The following is a 17,437-nucleotide window of genomic DNA, read 5'->3' on the forward strand; positions in this document are numbered from 1 at the left end:
TTCAGATGCAGTTCACGCTGCGCTCTTCGGCCAATAGCTGGCGGGTTGAGTCGTACAGCCGGATGTTGGGCGTGAACGCCAGTGATCGCCCTTCCAGCACATAGTGCTGGCCGGCCTGAAAGTGGTCGTACTGCAGCGTCATGAAGCAGGTGCGATACATCATCTGGCTGAGGCCACCCAGGCCGCCGCCGGCGGGCACTTCAAAGTCAAAGCGCACCATCAGCTCGTGAGGGCCGGGAGGCATTTGAAAAAAGCGCCCGTCGTCGAGGTTTTTCCCGTCCAGGCGCTGAGCCATCACCAACTTGGAACCCGGTGTCGGCGTGGTGAAATCCACCCAGGCCTGCTGCGGGTCCACAGGGGGGATGGGGGTATAGGCGCAAGCGCTGAGGAACACAGCGGCGAGGGGAAGCACAAGCTGGCGCATGGCAGGTACTCAACACGAAGAGAGGCTTGAGTATAAACACGCCATGCCGTGGAAAAATCCCCTGCAAGCGCGATAGTCTGGCGAACCCATCATCCAGGAGCAGTCAGGGCATGATCAGGCGTTTTCTTCCAGGGCTGATGGTTGTGCTGCTCAGCGGCTGCTCCAGTGTCAGTTATTACAGCCAGTTGGCGAGTGGCCAGTGGCAGCTGTTGCGGGCCCGGGAGCCGGTTGCTGAGGTCATCGCCGACCCTGCTCGCCCGCCAGTGCTGCGCGAGCATCTGGCTCAATCGCAGAGAGCCCGAACCTTTGCCAGTGAACAGCTGCATCTGCCTGACAACCAAAGTTATCGGCTGTATGCCGATATCGGCCGGCCCTATGTGGTCTGGAATGTCTTTGCCACGCAGGAATTTTCTCTGTCACCACAGAACCATTGCTTTCCCATCGCCGGTTGCGTCGCCTATCGCGGCTACTACAACCAAGGCGCTGCGCGGGGCGAGGCGGCGCTGTTGCGGCAGCAGGGCATGGATGTGTCGATTGGTGGCGTGGAGGCCTATTCCACCCTGGGCTGGTTCAACGACCCGATCATGAGTTCGATGATGAGCTGGGGCGATGAGCGCCTCGCCACGCTGATCTTCCATGAGCTGGCCCACCAGCGCTTCTACGTGAAAGACGACACCGAGTTCAACGAGTCCTATGCCAGTTTTGTCGAGCAGGAAGGCACCCGACAATGGCGTGCGGCGCGGGGCCTGGCGCCTGTCGGCGATGCGGCGTTGAAGCAACGCGATCAATTTATCCGGCTGATTCTCGATACCCGCAAACGTCTGGAGGCGTTGTACGCGCAGCCGTTGGCGGCGGACGCCATGCGCCGGGCCAAAGCGGCGCAATTCGAGCAGTTGCGCAGCGAATACCGGCGCCTGCGCGATAGCCAATGGGGTGGTGACAAGCGTTATGACGCCTGGATCAACCAGCCGATGAATAACGCGCGGCTTTTGCCGTTTGGGTTGTATGACCAATGGGTGCCGGCGTTTGCGGCGTTGTTTGCGCGGGAAGGCGGGGATTGGGTGAGGTTTTATGCGGCGGTGGAGAAGTTGGGTGAGCTGCCGGTGGAGCAGCGTAAGGCGGCGTTGAGGCAGTTGGAGAGGGTTGGCCGTTAGGGCCTTATCGCAGGCAAGCCAGCTCCCACAGTTGACCGATTTTCAACATGAGAATACGGTCAACTGTGGGAGCTGGCTTGCCTGCGAAAGCGGCCTCAAGGACGCTGCAAAAACGCCTGATGCATCTGGTCCAACGTCTCGAAATGCCAGGTTGGCGCCTCGGCATTCAGCTCTTCAAAACTACCAAACCCATACCCCACGGCGACCGAATCCAGACCATTACTGCGTGCCCCGATCAGGTCATGCTTGCGATCACCGATCATCAAGGTGGTGGCCGGGTCCAGTCGTTCCTCACGCATCAAATGCGCGATCAATTCCACCTTGTTGGTACGCGTGCCGTCCAACTCGCTGCCGTAGATCACCTTGAAGTGCTTGGCAAAGTCGAAATGCCGCGCAATCTCGCGGGCAAATTCCCACGGTTTGGAGGTGGCGATGTACAGCTGGCGCCCTTGGCTGTTCAACTCTTCCAACAACGGCATGACCCCGTCGAACACGCGGTTTTCATACAGTCCGGTAACCTTGAAGCGCTCGCGGTAGAAATTCACCGCCTCCCATGCCTTGGCCTCGTCGAAGGCGTAAAACTGCATGAACGCCTGCAACAAGGGCGGGCCGATGAAGTGTTCGAGCTTGGTCAGGTCGGGCTCATCAATGCCCAGTTTGGCCAGGGCGTACTGGATCGAACGGGTAATGCCCTCGCGCGGGTCGGTGAGGGTGCCGTCCAGGTCGAACAGGACGGTGGGGTGATGCAGGGTCATTGATCGAATCCTTCGGCCAGGTGCAGGTCTTTGAGCTTCACGTAGTTCGCCGCGCTGTAGGTGAAAAAGGCGCGCTCTTTGTCAGTCAATGCGCGAACCTGCTTAACCGGGCTGCCCACATACAAAAAACCGCTGTCGAGTTTCTTGCCTGGCGGCACCAGGCTGCCGGCACCGATGATCACGTCGTCTTCAACCACGGCGCCATCCATCACGATGCTGCCCATGCCGATCAGGACGCGGCTACCTACGGTGCAGCCATGCAGCATGACCTTATGGGCGATGGTCACATCGTCGCCGATCAGCAACGGGTAACCCTGCGGATTGAACGGCCCGGCATGGGTGATGTGCAGCACGCAGCCGTCTTGCACGCTGGTGCGCGCACCGATGCGGATGCGGTGCATGTCGCCGCGAATCACGGTCAGCGGCCAAACCGAGCTGTCAGTGCCGATTTCGACATCGCCGATCACCACCGCCGAAATATCGACAAACGCCCCGGCGCCGAGGGTCGGCGTGTGGTTCTGATAGGTGCGAAGGGTCACGATAGCCTCTCTCTGTTGTGCTGATAGCTGCGGTGGGTGTTGATTGTAATTAAGATGGCCCCATCTTTGTTCTACATGTTTCTTCAGCCAAGGTGCCAACCGTGAGCGCGAACAACCCGCTTTTGCAGTCCTACGACCTGCCGCCGTTCTCGGCGATCCGTGCCGAGCACGTCCAGCCGGCCATCGAACAGATCCTCGCCGACAACCGCGTGGCAATCGCAGAGATCCTGCAAAGCCAGGGTAAAAATCCGACGTGGGCCGGCCTGGTCCTGGCCATGGATGAACTCAATGATCGCCTCGGCGCGGCCTGGAGCCCGGTCAGCCATCTCAATGCCGTGTGCAACAGCGCCGAACTGCGCGAAGCCTACGAGGCGTGCCTGCCGGCCTTGAGCGCTTACTCCACCGAAATGGGGCAGAACCGTGAGCTGTTCCAGGCCTTCGAAGCCCTGGCCAACAGCCCGGAAGCTGCCGGTTTCGATGTGGCACAAAAAACCATTCTGGAACACTCCCTGCGTGACTTCCGCCTGTCGGGTATCGACTTGCCGCCGGAGCAGCAAAAACGCTACGCCGAGGTACAGAGCAAGTTGTCCGAGCTGGGCAGCAAATTCTCCAACCAGTTGCTGGACGCCACCCAGGCCTGGACCAAACACGTCACCGATGAAGCCACCCTCGCCGGCCTGACCGATTCGGCCAAGGCGCAAATGGCCGCCGCCGCTCAGGCCAAGGGCCTCGACGGCTGGCTGATCACCTTGGAATTCCCCAGCTACTACGCCGTCATGACCTACGCCCAGGACCGTGCCCTGCGTGAAGAGGTGTACGCCGCCTACTGCACCCGTGCCTCGGACCAAGGCCCGAATGCCGGTCAGAACGATAACGGCCCGGTGATGGAACAGATCCTCGACCTGCGTCAGGAACTGGCCCAATTGCTGGGTTATGCGTCGTTCTCCGAGCTGAGCCTGGCCACCAAGATGGCCGAGTCCAGCGACCAGGTGCTCAGCTTCCTGCGTGACCTGGCCAAGCGCAGCAAGCCGTTTGCCGCCCAGGACCTGCAGCAACTCAAGGCCTATGCCGCCGAGCAAGGCTGCGCCGATCTGCAAAGCTGGGACAGCGGTTTCTACGGCGAAAAACTGCGTGAGCAGCGCTACAGCGTGTCCCAGGAAGCGCTACGCGCCTACTTCCCCATCGACAAAGTGCTGGGCGGCCTGTTTGCCATTGTGCAGCGCCTGTACGGCATCGAGATCGCCGAGCTTAAAGGCTTCGACACCTGGCACCCGGATGTGCGCTTGTTCGAGATCAAGGAGAACGGCGAGCACGTCGGACGTTTCTTCTTCGACCTGTACGCCCGCGCCAACAAGCGTGGCGGTGCCTGGATGGATGGCGCCCGTGACCGCCGCCGTACCGTTGATGGCGTGCTGCAAAGCCCCGTCGCCAACCTGGTGTGCAACTTCACTCCGGCCGACAGCGGCAAGCCTGCCCTGCTGACCCACGATGAAGTCACCACCCTGTTCCACGAATTCGGCCATGGCCTGCATCACCTGCTCACCCGCGTGGAACATGCCGGCGTATCCGGTATCAACGGTGTGGCGTGGGACGCGGTGGAACTGCCGAGCCAATTCATGGAGAACTGGTGCTGGGAGCCTGAAGGCCTGGCGCTGATCTCCGGCCACTACGAAACCGGCGAGCCCCTGCCCCAGGACTTGCTGGAGAAAATGCTCGCGGCGAAAAATTTCCAGTCCGGCCTGATGATGGTGCGTCAGCTGGAGTTCTCACTGTTCGACTTTGAACTGCACGCCACCCATGGCGATGGTCGCAGTGTGGCCCAGGTGCTTGAAGGCGTGCGCGATGAAGTCTCGGTCATGCGCCCACCGGCCTACAACCGCTTCCCCAACAGCTTCGCTCACATCTTCGCCGGCGGTTATGCGGCGGGCTACTACAGCTACAAGTGGGCCGAAGTGCTGTCGGCGGATGCGTTCTCCAAGTTTGAGGAAGACGGCGTGCTCAACGCCCAGACCGGGCGTGCCTTCCGTGAAGCCATCCTGGCGCGTGGCGGTTCCCAGGCACCGATGGTGCTGTTCGTCGACTTCCGCGGACGCGCGCCGTCGATTGACGCACTCTTGCGCCACAGCGGCCTGAGTGAGGACGCAGCAGCATGAGTGAAGGGCCTGTGATCACCAAAAAGCAATTTATCGCCGGGGCGGTCTGCCCGGCGTGCAGCGAGCCGGACAAGTTGAAGATGTGGACCGAAGACAGCGTGCCGCACCGCGAATGCGTGGCCTGCGGGTATACCGATACGCTGAATGATCAAGGCCTGTCGGTGCCCAAGGAATTGGGCACTAGGGTCAATACCACCGCGTTGAAAGCGCCGGCGGATCCTAAGGTGCAAGCGGTGCAGTTCTTTCCAAATCCGAAGTTGAAAAAAGATTGATCAATCCGCCCTCTCTGGCACTGTCTCAGGGGGGGCTATGTAGTGGTTTCTTTCACGTGTATGCAGCCCAGGCATATCTCCCGCTTTGTTGGCTAAGCTTAGGATGCTCTGAAATAGCCGGATGTTTTCCGGCTACCGAGTCCTCAGCACTTTTCAAAAAAACGACGTATTTCGAAATTTGCTCAATCCTCTTCGTTTTTCAGCTCTTTCGGCCGCTGCTAAGCTCTTTGCGGTAACCATGTCCTGCATACACGCGCACCTCTCCTGCGTTCGCCAACAAATATCGGCGGGCCATCCACAGGTTTGACAGGGCAAACAACGTCACCCTCTGCGCGGTGTTCTTGACCAAGCCCAGAAAGCGCACTTTTTCATAGCCAAACTGGCGTTTGATTACTCTAAACGGATGCTCGACCTTGGCGCCGAAATAGTACTGGTTACCTTTCTTGGTTTGATGCATCTCGGGGTCGCGTTTGCCATCTTTGTTCTTGGTCGAACTGGGCGCGTGAATCAGCGTGGCATCAACGATGGTGCCTTGGCGCAACGATAAAGCCACGGTCGCCCAGATAACCATTAATTATGCCGAGAATTCCGGTTGCCAACTCGTGATTTTCCAACACACGGCGGAAGTTGAGAATGGTGGTTTCGTCTGGAAAACGCTCCAGGCTCAGGCGTGAAACTGACGAGGATAGCCACGCATGTTCAGGGTTCGTCCTCGCTTCTGACAAACATAACCGTATTTGTATCCTTCAGGTTCACCTTCAAGATTTCTAAGAGTCCTGAATTCAACACATAAGTGCAACGCTCACCCCTGTATGCACTTCGTACGGCGTCTTCCAGCCCAAGCGCTTGCGCGGGCGTAGATTGATCCTCGCTACTGTCCGATTGACGGCTTCGACGGTCAGCTTGCTGAAGTCGCTGCCCTTGGGGAAATACTGGCGGAGCAGACCGTTGGTGTTTTCATTGGTGCCACGTTGCCAGGATGAATAGGGGTCTGCAAAAAAGACCTGGCACTGGCTCCGTAGCGCGATGCGTTCATGCCCGGCAAACTCCCTTCCGTTATCCAGCGTCAGCGTGTGAGCGGCATGGCCCTGAAGCATCAGATTGATCGCCCGCGTTACCTGCCGGCGCGTTCTGCGCTTGACCGGATAGGCGCTCAGATAGCCGCTTTTGCGATCAACCAGGGTCACCAGGTTACCGCCCAGTCCATGTACCGTATCGCCCTCCCAGTCCCCCAGGCGCTCGCGGCTTTCGACCTCGGCTGGGCGTTCACTGATTGACACGCGATTACGCAGCTGCCCGCGCCGATCGTGGCTTCCATAGCGTTTCCGGTAGCGCTTTCGGCGATGTCGCAGATAGGTATAAAGCTCACCACCGGCGCGCTGTTCGGCGGCAATGAACCGATAAATCCACTCATGGCTGACCGCCCGGCTTGGCTGCTCCTGCTTCAACCGCTGGGCGATCTGCTCCGGACTCATGCCATGCTTGAGCCACACCGGGAGATGATGGCTGAGCCATGTCGCCGGCTTGCAAAACTTGCGCGCACCCGCTCGACGAGCATCACTTTCATGGGCCGCAGAAACAGCCTTGTAGATATTCTGGGTGCTGTTGCGGCGAACCTCGCGACTGATCGTCGAGGGATGCACGCCGACCCGCTTTGCAATGCTCGCCTGGCTCTCTGCGGCGCTCAAGCCAGCCTCAATCTGGTAACGTTGTCCCTGAGTCAGCTGCCGGTAATGCGTAGTCATCTGCGCTTGAATCCTTCGGTGTGAGAGCCTGGATTCTACCGGTGGCTGGCTCTCTGCCTCTCGTTTCAAGCGTTGCGCTTATTCTATGAATTCAGGAGTTTATATAGAGTCGCATTAAGTACATTTGTTGTTACAAGAGTCGTTGGAACGTTTTTTTGGCAAAATTCACACAGTAAGCGCATATAAATTCTCTATGCTGATGTGTATGTTACCTACAGGAAAAAATCAGATGAGCGTTGTGACAGAGTCCCGGACTTTTCTACCTCCACAGAGGTTCGTAACAAGTAGCGACACAGCGAGGCCGGATGAGGCTGTCGAAAAAAGTTATACCCAGCCGTCAGCTCGGAAAAAGAGGAATACTTCAGAAGAAGTAATGGCGAAGAACCACTTCAGGCAACAATTCTTGGCACATCGTCTTAATTTGGAAGGCCCTGATCCAAGTAAGGAGGAAATTCGCCCCAGCGTTTATCTACAAAAAACACCGACCGGACAGAAACTTCAACAAGAGGCGACGGTGACTAAAGTAGCTTTTGATGAGTGGGCAAAAGCACATGGGGCCGTTCAGGACGGCGCACCACTGAATACTGCCCAGTCCATTGACTCGCTTCAGGCTGTGTTCGACAGGCATGAAGGCGACGCTTTGCTCGCAACCGCTACATCGCATAAGATGCTAGTACTTGAACAGGCCGACCTTAACGGCCCCTCACCACAAGTTGTGGTGCCCAAGAAATCCACATTATATCCATGGAAGCTTCAAGTCTCTGCCGCCTTCACCAATCGGATACTGAGTGATTGGGCGGTTGCTTATAAAGTCGACCCCGACAGCCTGCGTTACGACACCTCAACGAATATTTTCCATGTGAAGACGCTAGAGGGTAAGGGCCTGAGTTTCACACCCAGTGAATTTTCATCACAATATCCGGCCTATAAACAGGCAATTGACCCAATTGTCGATGTTGCAAAAGTCGTTGCCCCAAAAGGGGGGGTCGAGCTTAAAAAATACCCAGCGGAGAGCGCCAGCCTCGACCTCATTCTACGTTTCTACGGTTTGGATCCTAATGAAAAGTCACTGGATAAAATTCACGAGACCGCGAAAAAGCTGCACCATGATGATTTTCCGAATGTCTCTATTGAAGGCGCGATGCCCAGTGTAGCTGAAGTAGCTAAACACAGAGATGCCATGGAGCAGAAAGAACGGGCCTACATCGGCAAGTTAGAACATGAGGAAGAACCGTTTGTAGGACCTGACTTTGAAAGGTATGATGCTGATAGTGTCATCGCCAAATCCGTAGGGGACGAGATGGCAAAAATGGATTACGCGAGACTGCATGGGCCCACACCGCAGATCGATATCCATCCAAAATCCAGTCTTTTTCCATGGCTACAGCAAGTAAATGCTGCGTTTGATAATAACATCCTCATGGATTGGGCTGAGAACTATGATATCAATCTTAGTACCTTAAAATACTCCCCCTCTATGAAGCTGTTTGGTGTGCAAACAGCAGATGGAGAATACCTTACATTCACGGCTGAAGAGTTCGCCAAGACGTACCCGAAATATAGCGATGGGCTCGAACCAATCGTTGAGGTGGCCAACGTGGTTGCACCTGGGAAAGAGGTTATACTGGGGAAAAGTCCGGACAACAAAGCCGGTCTTGATCTGGTACAGAGCTTCTACGGCTTGGACCCTAACGAAAGAAATATCGAAAAAATTAATGACGCGGGACGGAAGTTGTCGAGCGAGCAGGAGTTTGGTCGCCAGCCCGAAATCAAGGAGCGTAGCCAGCAAGCTCTTTCAGAACAAAAACAGTCGATGCAGGCAAAGGAGGCTAAATACCGTGAAAACCTCAGTCGTCCGGTAGGTACTTATCCAGCTTCTCCTAAAGAAGTGAGGGCCATGGCTGAAACCGAAATTGCCGAGTCGACCGCTGATGCAATGCTGCGCCTAACTGAGGATAATAAGTACGGGGAAGGCATAACTATCAAGGTACCAGAGCAGTCGAAGTTATATCCATGGCTTTTCCCGATAGATCGCGCATTCCAAACTCAAGCGCTATTGGATTGGGCTACGGAGTATAAGACCTGAATTCATAGAATAAGCGCAACGCTTGAAACGAGAGGCAGAGAGCCAGCCACCGGTAGAATCCAGGCTCTCACACCGAAGGATTCAAGCGCAGATGACTACGCATTACCGGCAGCTGACTCAGGGACAACGTTACCAGATTGAGGCTGGCTTGAGCGCCGCAGAGAGCCAGGCGAGCATTGCAAAGCGGGTCGGCGTGCATCCCTCGACGATCAGTCGCGAGGTTCGCCGCAACAGCACCCAGAATATCTACAAGGCTGTTTCTGCGGCCCATGAAAGTGATGCTCGTCGAGCGGGTGCGCGCAAGTTTTGCAAGCCGGCGACATGGCTCAGCCATCATCTCCCGGTGTGGCTCAAGCATGGCATGAGTCCGGAGCAGATCGCCCAGCGGTTGAAGCAGGAGCAGCCAAGCCGGGCGGTCAGCCATGAGTGGATTTATCGGTTCATTGCCGCCGAACAGCGCGCCGGTGGTGAGCTTTATACCTATCTGCGACATCGCCGAAAGCGCTACCGGAAACGCTATGGAAGCCACGATCGGCGCGGGCAGCTGCGTAATCGCGTGTCAATCAGTGAACGCCCAGCCGAGGTCGAAAGCCGCGAGCGCCTGGGGGACTGGGAGGGCGATACGGTACATGGACTGGGCGGTAACCTGGTGACCCTGGTTGATCGCAAAAGCGGCTATCTGAGCGCCTATCCGGTCAAGCGCAGAACGCGCCGGCAGGTAACGCGGGCGATCAATCTGATGCTTCAGGGCCATGCCGCTCACACGCTGACGCTGGATAACGGAAGGGAGTTTGCCGGGCATGAACGCATCGCGCTACGGAGCCAGTGCCAGGTCTTTTTTGCAGACCCCTATTCATCCTGGCAACGTGGCACCAATGAAAACACCAACGGTCTGCTCCGCCAGTATTTCCCCAAGGGCAGCGACTTCAGCAAGCTGACCGTCGAAGCCGTCAATCGGACAGTAGCGAGGATCAATCTACGCCCGCGCAAGCGCTTGGGCTGGAAGACGCCGTACGAAGTGCATACAGGGGTGAGCGTTGCACTTATGTGTTGAATTCAGGAGATAGATCCTGCCAGTTTTAGTTATGACACCTCTGCGGGTAAAATTCGTGCTAACACGCTGGCTGGACAGACGGTTGAATATACCACCGCGGAATTTGCAACAGAATTTAAAAAATACAGCCAAGCGCTCACCCCGATAGTAGAAGTGGCCAAAGTCGTTGCGCCCAAGGGAGGCGTGACACTCAAGCAAAGCCCAGAGGGTAGCGCTCCGCTTGACGTGGTACTGGGCTTCTACGGCCTGAATCCCAAAGAACAGTACATTAAAAAGACCCACGAAATAGCGGAAGTTATAAAACGCGAAAAAACGTTCCCTGAGCAGCCTGACTCTCCGGACCGTAGTAAGAAGGCGTTGGACAAGCAAAGTGAGATACAGCGGACCGCAGATTCGGAATATTTTTATAAGGATGATAAACCCAAGATCATTATTGAATTCAATGGTCGAGGTGGAGGTGTAACCGTACCCGGTAAAATTTAACTTTTCACAGGGTCAAAAGTAATTCATAAACAGGAACGCCGATTGATTGATGATGTGTGCACGCGCAAACACACCTATCAATTCGGTGTTCTTGCTTGTTGCACAGCAATCATACTAACCTTCCCGCTTGCTGCCGGCTTCAGCCAGCCGTTTATCGAACACAATGCAAACGCACTGGTGCAGCAGTCGCCATTGGCCAAAGCTGCGCGTAGTTCTTCGATATCAAATTATTCGAGCCTAGCCTAATCGTCTTGAGTATTTTCCAATACGGGCAGCGTGCTTCTGCCCGGTAACGCGCCTCGATAGAGTGTGGGCGTCATTTGAGGCAAGTTGTATTGTTCACCCATCGGTTGAGCCCACTGCGGTGAGCGGATCGAGGCCGAGTCGTCTGCCTGGGCTTGAATGGCGTTTAACAGGGTCAGGATCGCCAAGCCGACAATGGGCAGTAATCCTGTATTGAACATGGACAGTGTGACCGGATAAGAAAGTGGCTGATAGGCCGCACATTCACTTAAGACGGTCAATGCCGCGTGAGGTCTTCGTCAAAGAATTGTGATTCATCCGATCTGATCCGGTGTTTTTCTCGCTGAATCGACGTCTCCGAATTCTTAGCCTGCTATCATTTGTAACTAATGTTTGCCATTGTGCTGTATCTGCTTGGATCCAATTAGCCGCAAAGCCTTCACGCTGCTCCCAGAAGCGGCGGATAAACCCGTGACCACATGATGAGGTGTACCTATGTCTGATCAAGATCAAGACAACCCCCGGCGTGACTTTTTACGCAAATCCTTGACCTTGATCCCGGTGGTCACGGTTGCCAGCACTGGCCTTGGCGGTTCGATGTTGATGGCCACTCCGACACCGGCCCAGGCCGAGCCGGCCAAACCTGCGGCGAGCGATAAAGCCTATGAGCCGAGCTATTTCACGGCCGAGGAATGGGCGTTTATCAACGCCGCCGTCGAGCGCTTGATTCCCGCTGACGCCCAGGGACCCGGTGCCTTGGAGGCTGGCGCGCCGGAATACATCGACCGCCAGATGAACACCCCTTACGCCAGTGGCGCTCTGTGGTTCATGCAAGGCCCGTTCAATGCCGATGCGGCGCCGGAGATGGGCTGGCAGAGCAAATTGGTGCCCAAGGAGATCTATCGCCTGGGTATTGCTGCGACGGATGCCTGGTCGAAAGCGTTCAACGGTAAAGCTTTTGCTGCGCAAGACAGCGCTACCCGAGACGATATGCTCAGGCGTCTGGAGGCTGGCGGCAGCGAAGTGGCGGCGCATTTCGATGCCGTGCCGCCCAAGATGTTCTTCAACCTTTTGCTGCAAAACACCAAGGAAGGCTTCTTCTGCGACCCTATCCACGGCGGTAATAAAGGCATGGTCGGCTGGACCATGATCGGCTTCCCCGGCGCCCGCGCCGACTTCATGGATTGGGTGGAACGCAACGAGCAATACCCCTTCCCGGCTGTTTCCATTCGCGGTGAGAGGGCATAAACGTGGCGACCATCATGAAGAAAGTGGATGCAGTGATTGTGGGCTTCGGCTGGACGGGCGCGATCATGGCCAAGGAGCTGACGGAAGCGGGCCTCAACGTGGTAGCGCTGGAGCGCGGCCCGATGCAGGACACTTACCCAGACGGCAACTATCCCCAGGTCATCGACGAACTGACCTACAGCGTGCGTAAGAAGCTGTTCCAGGACATCTCCAAAGAAACGGTGACCATTCGCCACAGCGTGAATGACGTTGCCCTGCCCAATCGCCAGTTGGGCGCATTCCTGCCGGGTAACGGTGTTGGTGGTGCGGGGCTGCACTGGTCGGGCGTGCATTTTCGCGTCGACCCGATTGAGCTGCGCATGCGCAGCCATTACGAAGAGCGCTACGGGAAGAACTTCATTCCCAAGGACATGACCATCCAGGACTTCGGCGTCAGCTATGAAGAGCTGGAGCCGTTTTTCGATTATGCGGAAAAAGTCTTTGGCACCTCCGGGCAAGCCTGGACGGTCAAGGGCCAACTGGTCGGCGAAGGCCGTGGCGGCAACCCCTACGCGCCGGATCGCTCCAACCCGTTCCCGCTTGCGGCGCAGAAAAATACCGTCTCCGCCCAGCTGTTTCAGAAAGCGGCGACCGACGTAGGTTACAAACCTTACAACCTGCCTTCGGCCAACACGTCGGGGCCGTACACCAACCCCTACGGTGCGCAGATGGGCCCGTGCAACTTCTGCGGTTTTTGCAGTGGCTACGTGTGCTACATGTATTCCAAAGCCTCGCCGAACGTGAACATCCTGCCGGCCTTGCGCCAGGTGCCCAACTTCGAGCTGCGGCCCAATTCCCACGTGCTCAAGGTCAACCTCGACAGCACCAAGAAGAAAGCCACCGGCGTGACCTACATCGACGCCCAGGGCCGCGAATGTGAACAACCGGCCGACCTGGTGATTCTTGGCGCATTCCAGTTCCATAACGTGCGCCTGATGCTGCTGTCGGGCATCGGCAAGCCCTACGACCCGATTACCAACGAGGGTGTGGTAGGCCGCAACTTCGCCTACCAGAACATGGGCACCATCAAGGCGTTCTTCGACAAGGACACCCACACCAACAACTTTATCGGCGCGGGCGGCAATGGCGTGGCCATCGACGACTTCAACGCCGACAACTTTGACCATGGCCCCCATGGCTTTGTGGGGGGGTCGCCGATGTGGGTCAACCAGGCGGGCAGCCGGCCGATTGCCGGTACGTCCAACCCGCCGGGCACCCCGGCGTGGGGCAGTGCCTGGAAGCGCGCCACCGCCGATTACTACACCCATCAAGTCTCAATGGATTCTCACGGTGCCCATCAGTCCTACCGCAGCAACTACCTGGATCTGGACCCGGTTTACCGCGATGCCTACGGCCTGCCGCTGCTGCGCATGACCTTCGACTGGCAAGAAAACGACATCAAGATGAACCGCTTCATGATGGAAAAAATGGGCAAAGTGGCCCAGGCCATGAACCCCAAGGCCATCGCCGTGCTGGGTAAAAAGGTCGGTGAGCATTTCAATACCGCCTCCTACCAGACCACCCACCTCAACGGTGGCGCGATCATGGGTACCGACCCGAAAACCAGTGCGTTGAACCGCTACTTGCAGAGCTGGGATGTGCACAACGTCTTCGTCCCTGGTGCTTCCGCTTTCCCACAAGGCTTGGGCTACAACCCTACCGGCCTGGTGGCAGCGTTGACCTATTGGTCGGCTCGCGCGATTCGCGAGCAGTACCTCAAAAAACCCGGCCCACTGGTTCAGGCATAAGGAGCGATGACCATGAAAGCATTCGTTATTGCCTCCCTGGCGCTGTTCAGCAGCTGCTCGATCAGCGCTGCCGAAACCGATCTGATCAAACAGGGTGAATACCTGGCGCGGGCCGGCGACTGTGTTGCCTGCCATACCGCCAAGGGTGGCAAGCCCTTCGCTGGCGGCCTGCCGATGGAAACACCGATTGGCGTGATCTATTCCACCAACATCACCCCGGACAAGACCGGCCTGGGCGACTACAGCTTCGAGGATTTCGACAAGGCCGTGCGCCATGGCGTCGCCAAGAACGGTAGTACGCTTTACCCGGCGATGCCCTACCCGTCTTACGCGCGCGTCAGCGACAGCGATATGCAAGCGTTGTATGCGTACTTCATGAAGGGGGTCGAACCGGTCGCCCAGGAAAACAAGGACAGCGATATACCCTGGCCCCTGAGCATGCGTTGGCCGTTGGCGGCCTGGCGCTGGATGTTTGCCCCGGCAGTCGAGGCGCATCAGCCGCAAGCCGCTGCCGACCCGGTGATCGATCGCGGTGCCTACCTGGTGGAAGGTCTCGGACATTGCGGCGCCTGCCATACGCCGCGTGCTCTGACCATGCAGGAAAAAGCCCTGAGTGCTACGGACGGCAGCGCCTTCCTGTCTGGCAGTGCACCGTTGGAAGGCTGGATTGCCAAAAGCCTGCGCGGCGACCACAAGGACGGCCTCGGCAGCTGGAGCGAGGAGCAGTTGGTGCAGTTCCTCAAGACCGGTCGCAGCGACCGCAGTGCGGTGTTCGGCGGCATGAGTGATGTGGTCGTGCACAGCATGCAGTACATGTCCCAAGAGGACCTGACCGCTATCGCCCGTTACCTCAAGAGCCTGCCGGCTGTCGATCCCAAGGATCAGCCGCACCAGTACGACAAGCAGGTAGCGCAAGCGCTGTGGAAGGGGGATGACAGCAAACCGGGTGCGTCGGTGTACATCGACAACTGCGCGGCCTGCCACCGTACCGACGGCCATGGCTATACGCGGGTATTCCCGGCGCTGGCGGGCAACCCGGTGTTGCAGACGGCAGATGCCACGTCGTTGATCAACATTGTGTTGAACGGCGGCACTTTGCCGGCCACCCATGCGGCGCCGTCAACCTTCACCATGCCGGCGTTTGCCTGGCGTCTGTCGGACCAGGAAGTGGCGGATGTGGTCAGTTTTATCCGTGGCAGTTGGGGCAACCAGGGCGCACCGGTCAAGGCGAGCGATGTGGCGGATCTGCGCAAAAACGATCTGCACACCACCTCGGGTGATGACCTGGGGCAGGTGACGCAAAAGCACTGATAAGTTCGCTGGCCGCCCAACGGCACTGGTCAGAAGCTTCGCGCCTCGATACTGTATATAAAAACAGTATCGAGGCGTTTTCATGTCTACTGCGCTGCCGCCCCGTGGCCGGGGTACGGCCACCAACCTGCACAATCGCTTTGCACCCACCGTCAGCGTGGCCGAGGACGACGGTTGGTACCAGGAAGTGCCGCCGACCCAAGGCACCGAAGTGCGTATCGAAACGGCCAAGACCATCATCACCCGCAACACCTCCCCGGACTTGCCGTTTGATCGGTCCATCAATCCGTATCGCGGTTGTGAACATGGTTGCATCTACTGCTATGCACGGCCCAGCCATGCCTATTGGGACATGTCGCCCGGGCTGGACTTTGAAACCAGATTGATTGCCAAGAGCAACGCGGCCGATGTGCTGGAACAGCAGTTGTCGAAGCCGGGCTACGTGTGTGCGCCGATCAACCTGGGCTCCAATACCGATCCGTACCAGCCAATCGAGCGCGAATACCGGATCACCCGGCAAACCCTTCAAGTCCTGCTGCGCTACCGCCACCCAGTGACGATCATCACCAAGGGCTCGCTGATCCTGCGCGACCTCGACCTGCTGACCGAGTTGGCCCGCCAGCGCCTGGTGGCGGTGATGATCAGCCTCACCAGCCTGGACGATGAGCTCAAGCGCATCCTGGAACCGCGCACCGCAGCGCCCAAGGCACGGCTGCGGGCGATTCGGGTAATGCGCGACGCGGGTATCCCGGTGGGCGTGCTGTGCTCGCCAATGATCCCGATGATCAACGACAGCGAGCTGGAGAGCCTGCTTACCGAAGCTCACGCGGCCGGCGCACAAAGCGCGGCGTATATGATGCTGCGCCTGCCGTTGGAGGTGGCGCCGTTATTCGAGGAGTGGTTGGCGGCCCATTACCCCCAGCGTGCGGCCCATGTGATGAGCCTGGTGCGCCAGGTGCGCGGGGGTGAGGTGTATGACAGCCGGTTTGGCGTGCGCATGCGTGGTGAGGGGCCGTTTGCCGATTTGCTGGCGCAGCGTTTCAGCAAGGCAATCAAGCGCCTGGGGCTGAATCGGCGGGAAGGGTTCAACCTCGATTGCACGGTGTTTTGCCCACCGGGCAGGCAGATGGCTTTGTTGTAGACTGATGGAGAGACGTGCACCTTTGCTGTAGGAATAGTCGCGTTTTGACATCACTGAAACCCGCGTTCTAGAGCGGTTCATTCAGTTTGAGTTAAGTTTCGACGGTTACCTTGTTCAGCGAGTGACTGATGAGTCGGCGGCCTGGCCGGTGCTTATTTTACAACTATTTCACCGCCATGGCGTCGAACTGACCTGAACCCTCCCCTGCATTGATCAAGAGGATGAATCATGAGTGACAAGGATAAACAGCCGTTGGCTGCGTCGGCTTCAGCCCCTCAGGTGGCGGAATCCGCCGATGCAGCGCTGCAGCATATCGTTGACGGCTTTTTGCATTTCCATCACGACGTCTTCCCCCAGCAGGAAGAACTCTTCAAGAAACTCGCCACCGCCCAGAGCCCACGGGCGATGTTCATCACCTGCGCCGACTCGCGCATCGTGCCCGAGCTGATCACCCAAAGCTCCCCAGGCGACCTGTTCGTGACCCGTAACGTCGGTAACGTGGTGCCGCCTTACGGCCAGATGAACGGTGGTGTTTCCACCGCTATCGAGTACGCGGTGCTCGCCCTTGGCGTACAGCACATCATCGTGTGCGGGCATTCGGACTGCGGCGCCATGCGTGCGGTGCTCAACCCCGACAGCCTGGAGAAGATGCCAACGGTCAAGGCCTGGTTGCGTCACGCCGAGGTCGCCAAGACAATGGTCCATGACAACTGCGACTGCGCCAACGAAGGCGAGAGCATGGCGGTGCTGACCGAAGAAAACGTTATCGCCCAACTGCAACATTTGCGCACCCACCCTTCCGTGGCTTCGCGCATGGCCAATGGTCATTTGTTTATCCATGGTTGGATCTACAACATCGAGACCAGCGAAATCCGGGCCTACGATGCGGACAAAGCGGCGTTCCGACCGCTGAACGGCACCGAGCCGATCCCTTCAGCGACGCCTAAAGCGCGCTTCTAAAACACTTCCCTGCCGGGTAATGCGGTGGCTGCCATGGATGCAGCCAGGCTTTACCGCGCCCGGCGAATGCCTCGGGAGAGTC

General features: G+C 57.7%; 15 protein-coding genes and 2 pseudogenes. 11 read left to right on the forward strand and 6 right to left on the reverse strand.

Annotated elements, in window-relative coordinates; all coding sequences use genetic code 11:
• Position 1: 1 nt before the first annotated feature.
• Positions 2-424: a hypothetical protein gene (locus tag AB4P90_RS01125; protein WP_014716310.1), complete on the reverse strand. Its 423-nt coding sequence runs from the start codon at positions 422-424 to the stop codon at positions 2-4.
• Between the two features lie 110 nt (positions 425-534).
• Between AB4P90_RS01125 and AB4P90_RS01130 the strand changes: the two genes are divergently transcribed.
• The gene (locus tag AB4P90_RS01130) at positions 535-1,578 is read left to right on the forward strand and encodes an aminopeptidase (protein ID WP_072435312.1); all 1,044 of its coding nucleotides are present in this window, start codon (positions 535-537) and stop codon (positions 1,576-1,578) included.
• 95 nt (positions 1,579-1,673) lie between these two features.
• On the opposite strand, the gene AB4P90_RS01135 is transcribed toward AB4P90_RS01130, so the two are convergent.
• Together AB4P90_RS01135 and AB4P90_RS01140 are read right to left on the reverse strand one after the other, a co-directional pair.
• On the reverse strand, positions 1,674-2,333 hold the full coding sequence (locus AB4P90_RS01135; RefSeq protein ID WP_014716312.1) for an HAD family hydrolase: 660 nt from the start codon (positions 2,331-2,333) through the stop codon (positions 1,674-1,676).
• Positions 2,330-2,872 carry a gamma carbonic anhydrase family protein gene (locus tag AB4P90_RS01140; protein ID WP_003187318.1) on the reverse strand — a complete coding sequence of 181 codons (543 nt, stop codon included), beginning with the start codon at positions 2,870-2,872 and terminating at the stop codon, positions 2,330-2,332. Before AB4P90_RS01140 ends, AB4P90_RS01135 begins: the two co-directional genes overlap by 4 nt.
• Positions 2,873-2,973: 101 nt before the next feature.
• On the opposite strand from AB4P90_RS01140, the gene prlC reads away from it, so the two are divergent.
• Positions 2,974-5,025, forward strand: coding sequence for an oligopeptidase A (gene prlC / locus AB4P90_RS01145; protein WP_014716314.1), 2,052 nt, complete (start codon positions 2,974-2,976; stop codon positions 5,023-5,025).
• A complete protein-coding gene (locus AB4P90_RS01150) occupies positions 5,022-5,297 on the forward strand; it encodes a YheV family putative zinc ribbon protein (protein ID WP_020301415.1) in 276 nt (91 codons plus the stop codon). Before prlC ends, AB4P90_RS01150 begins: the two co-directional genes overlap by 4 nt.
• A gap of 199 nt (positions 5,298-5,496) precedes the next feature.
• Here AB4P90_RS01150 and AB4P90_RS01155 read toward each other — a convergent pair.
• Together AB4P90_RS01155 and AB4P90_RS01160 are read right to left on the reverse strand one after the other, a co-directional pair.
• Positions 5,497-5,965 (reverse strand): annotated as a pseudogene (locus tag AB4P90_RS01155) (hypothetical protein); the annotation flags it as partial.
• A gap of 114 nt (positions 5,966-6,079) precedes the next feature.
• Positions 6,080-7,042: an IS30-like element ISPpu17 family transposase gene (locus AB4P90_RS01160; protein WP_004577240.1), complete on the reverse strand. Its 963-nt coding sequence runs from the start codon at positions 7,040-7,042 to the stop codon at positions 6,080-6,082.
• A gap of 373 nt (positions 7,043-7,415) precedes the next feature.
• On the opposite strand from AB4P90_RS01160, the gene AB4P90_RS01165 reads away from it, so the two are divergent.
• From AB4P90_RS01165 to AB4P90_RS01175, 3 genes are all read left to right on the forward strand, one after another.
• Positions 7,416-9,128 (forward strand): hypothetical protein, encoded by a 1,713-nt coding sequence (locus AB4P90_RS01165; protein WP_395605578.1) that lies wholly within the window; start codon positions 7,416-7,418, stop codon positions 9,126-9,128.
• A gap of 91 nt (positions 9,129-9,219) precedes the next feature.
• On the forward strand, positions 9,220-10,182 hold the full coding sequence (locus AB4P90_RS01170; protein ID WP_004577240.1) for an IS30-like element ISPpu17 family transposase: 963 nt from the start codon (positions 9,220-9,222) through the stop codon (positions 10,180-10,182).
• Between the two features lie 153 nt (positions 10,183-10,335).
• Entirely contained in the window at positions 10,336-10,665 is a 330-nt protein-coding gene (locus tag AB4P90_RS01175) for a hypothetical protein (RefSeq protein ID WP_395605579.1), read from the forward strand.
• A 260-nt stretch (positions 10,666-10,925) separates the two neighbouring features.
• Here AB4P90_RS01175 and AB4P90_RS01180 read toward each other — a convergent pair.
• Positions 10,926-11,129: pseudogene (locus AB4P90_RS01180) on the reverse strand (protein tyrosine phosphatase); the annotation flags it as partial.
• A 274-nt stretch (positions 11,130-11,403) separates the two neighbouring features.
• Here AB4P90_RS01180 and AB4P90_RS01185 point away from each other — a divergent pair.
• The 5 genes from AB4P90_RS01185 (at position 11,404) to AB4P90_RS01205 (ending at position 17,355) form a co-directional block, all read left to right on the forward strand.
• Positions 11,404-12,156, forward strand: coding sequence for a gluconate 2-dehydrogenase subunit 3 family protein (locus AB4P90_RS01185; protein WP_395605580.1), 753 nt, complete (start codon positions 11,404-11,406; stop codon positions 12,154-12,156).
• A 2-nt stretch (positions 12,157-12,158) separates the two neighbouring features.
• Positions 12,159-13,943, forward strand: coding sequence for a GMC family oxidoreductase (locus tag AB4P90_RS01190; protein WP_395605581.1), 1,785 nt, complete (start codon positions 12,159-12,161; stop codon positions 13,941-13,943).
• Positions 13,944-13,955: 12 nt separating this feature from the next.
• A complete protein-coding gene (locus AB4P90_RS01195) occupies positions 13,956-15,254 on the forward strand; it encodes a cytochrome c (RefSeq protein WP_102665865.1) in 1,299 nt (432 codons plus the stop codon).
• Positions 15,255-15,336: 82 nt separating this feature from the next.
• A complete protein-coding gene (locus AB4P90_RS01200; protein ID WP_014716320.1) occupies positions 15,337-16,395 on the forward strand; it encodes a PA0069 family radical SAM protein in 1,059 nt (352 codons plus the stop codon).
• Positions 16,396-16,623: 228 nt separating this feature from the next.
• Positions 16,624-17,355, forward strand: a complete 732-nt coding sequence (locus AB4P90_RS01205; protein WP_003187331.1) for a carbonic anhydrase — start codon at positions 16,624-16,626, stop codon at positions 17,353-17,355.
• Positions 17,356-17,437: the final 82 nt, after the last annotated feature.

It is taken from the genome of Pseudomonas sp. B16120 (assembly GCF_044218845.1).
GTDB lineage: Bacteria > Pseudomonadota > Gammaproteobacteria > Pseudomonadales > Pseudomonadaceae > Aquipseudomonas > Aquipseudomonas paracarnis.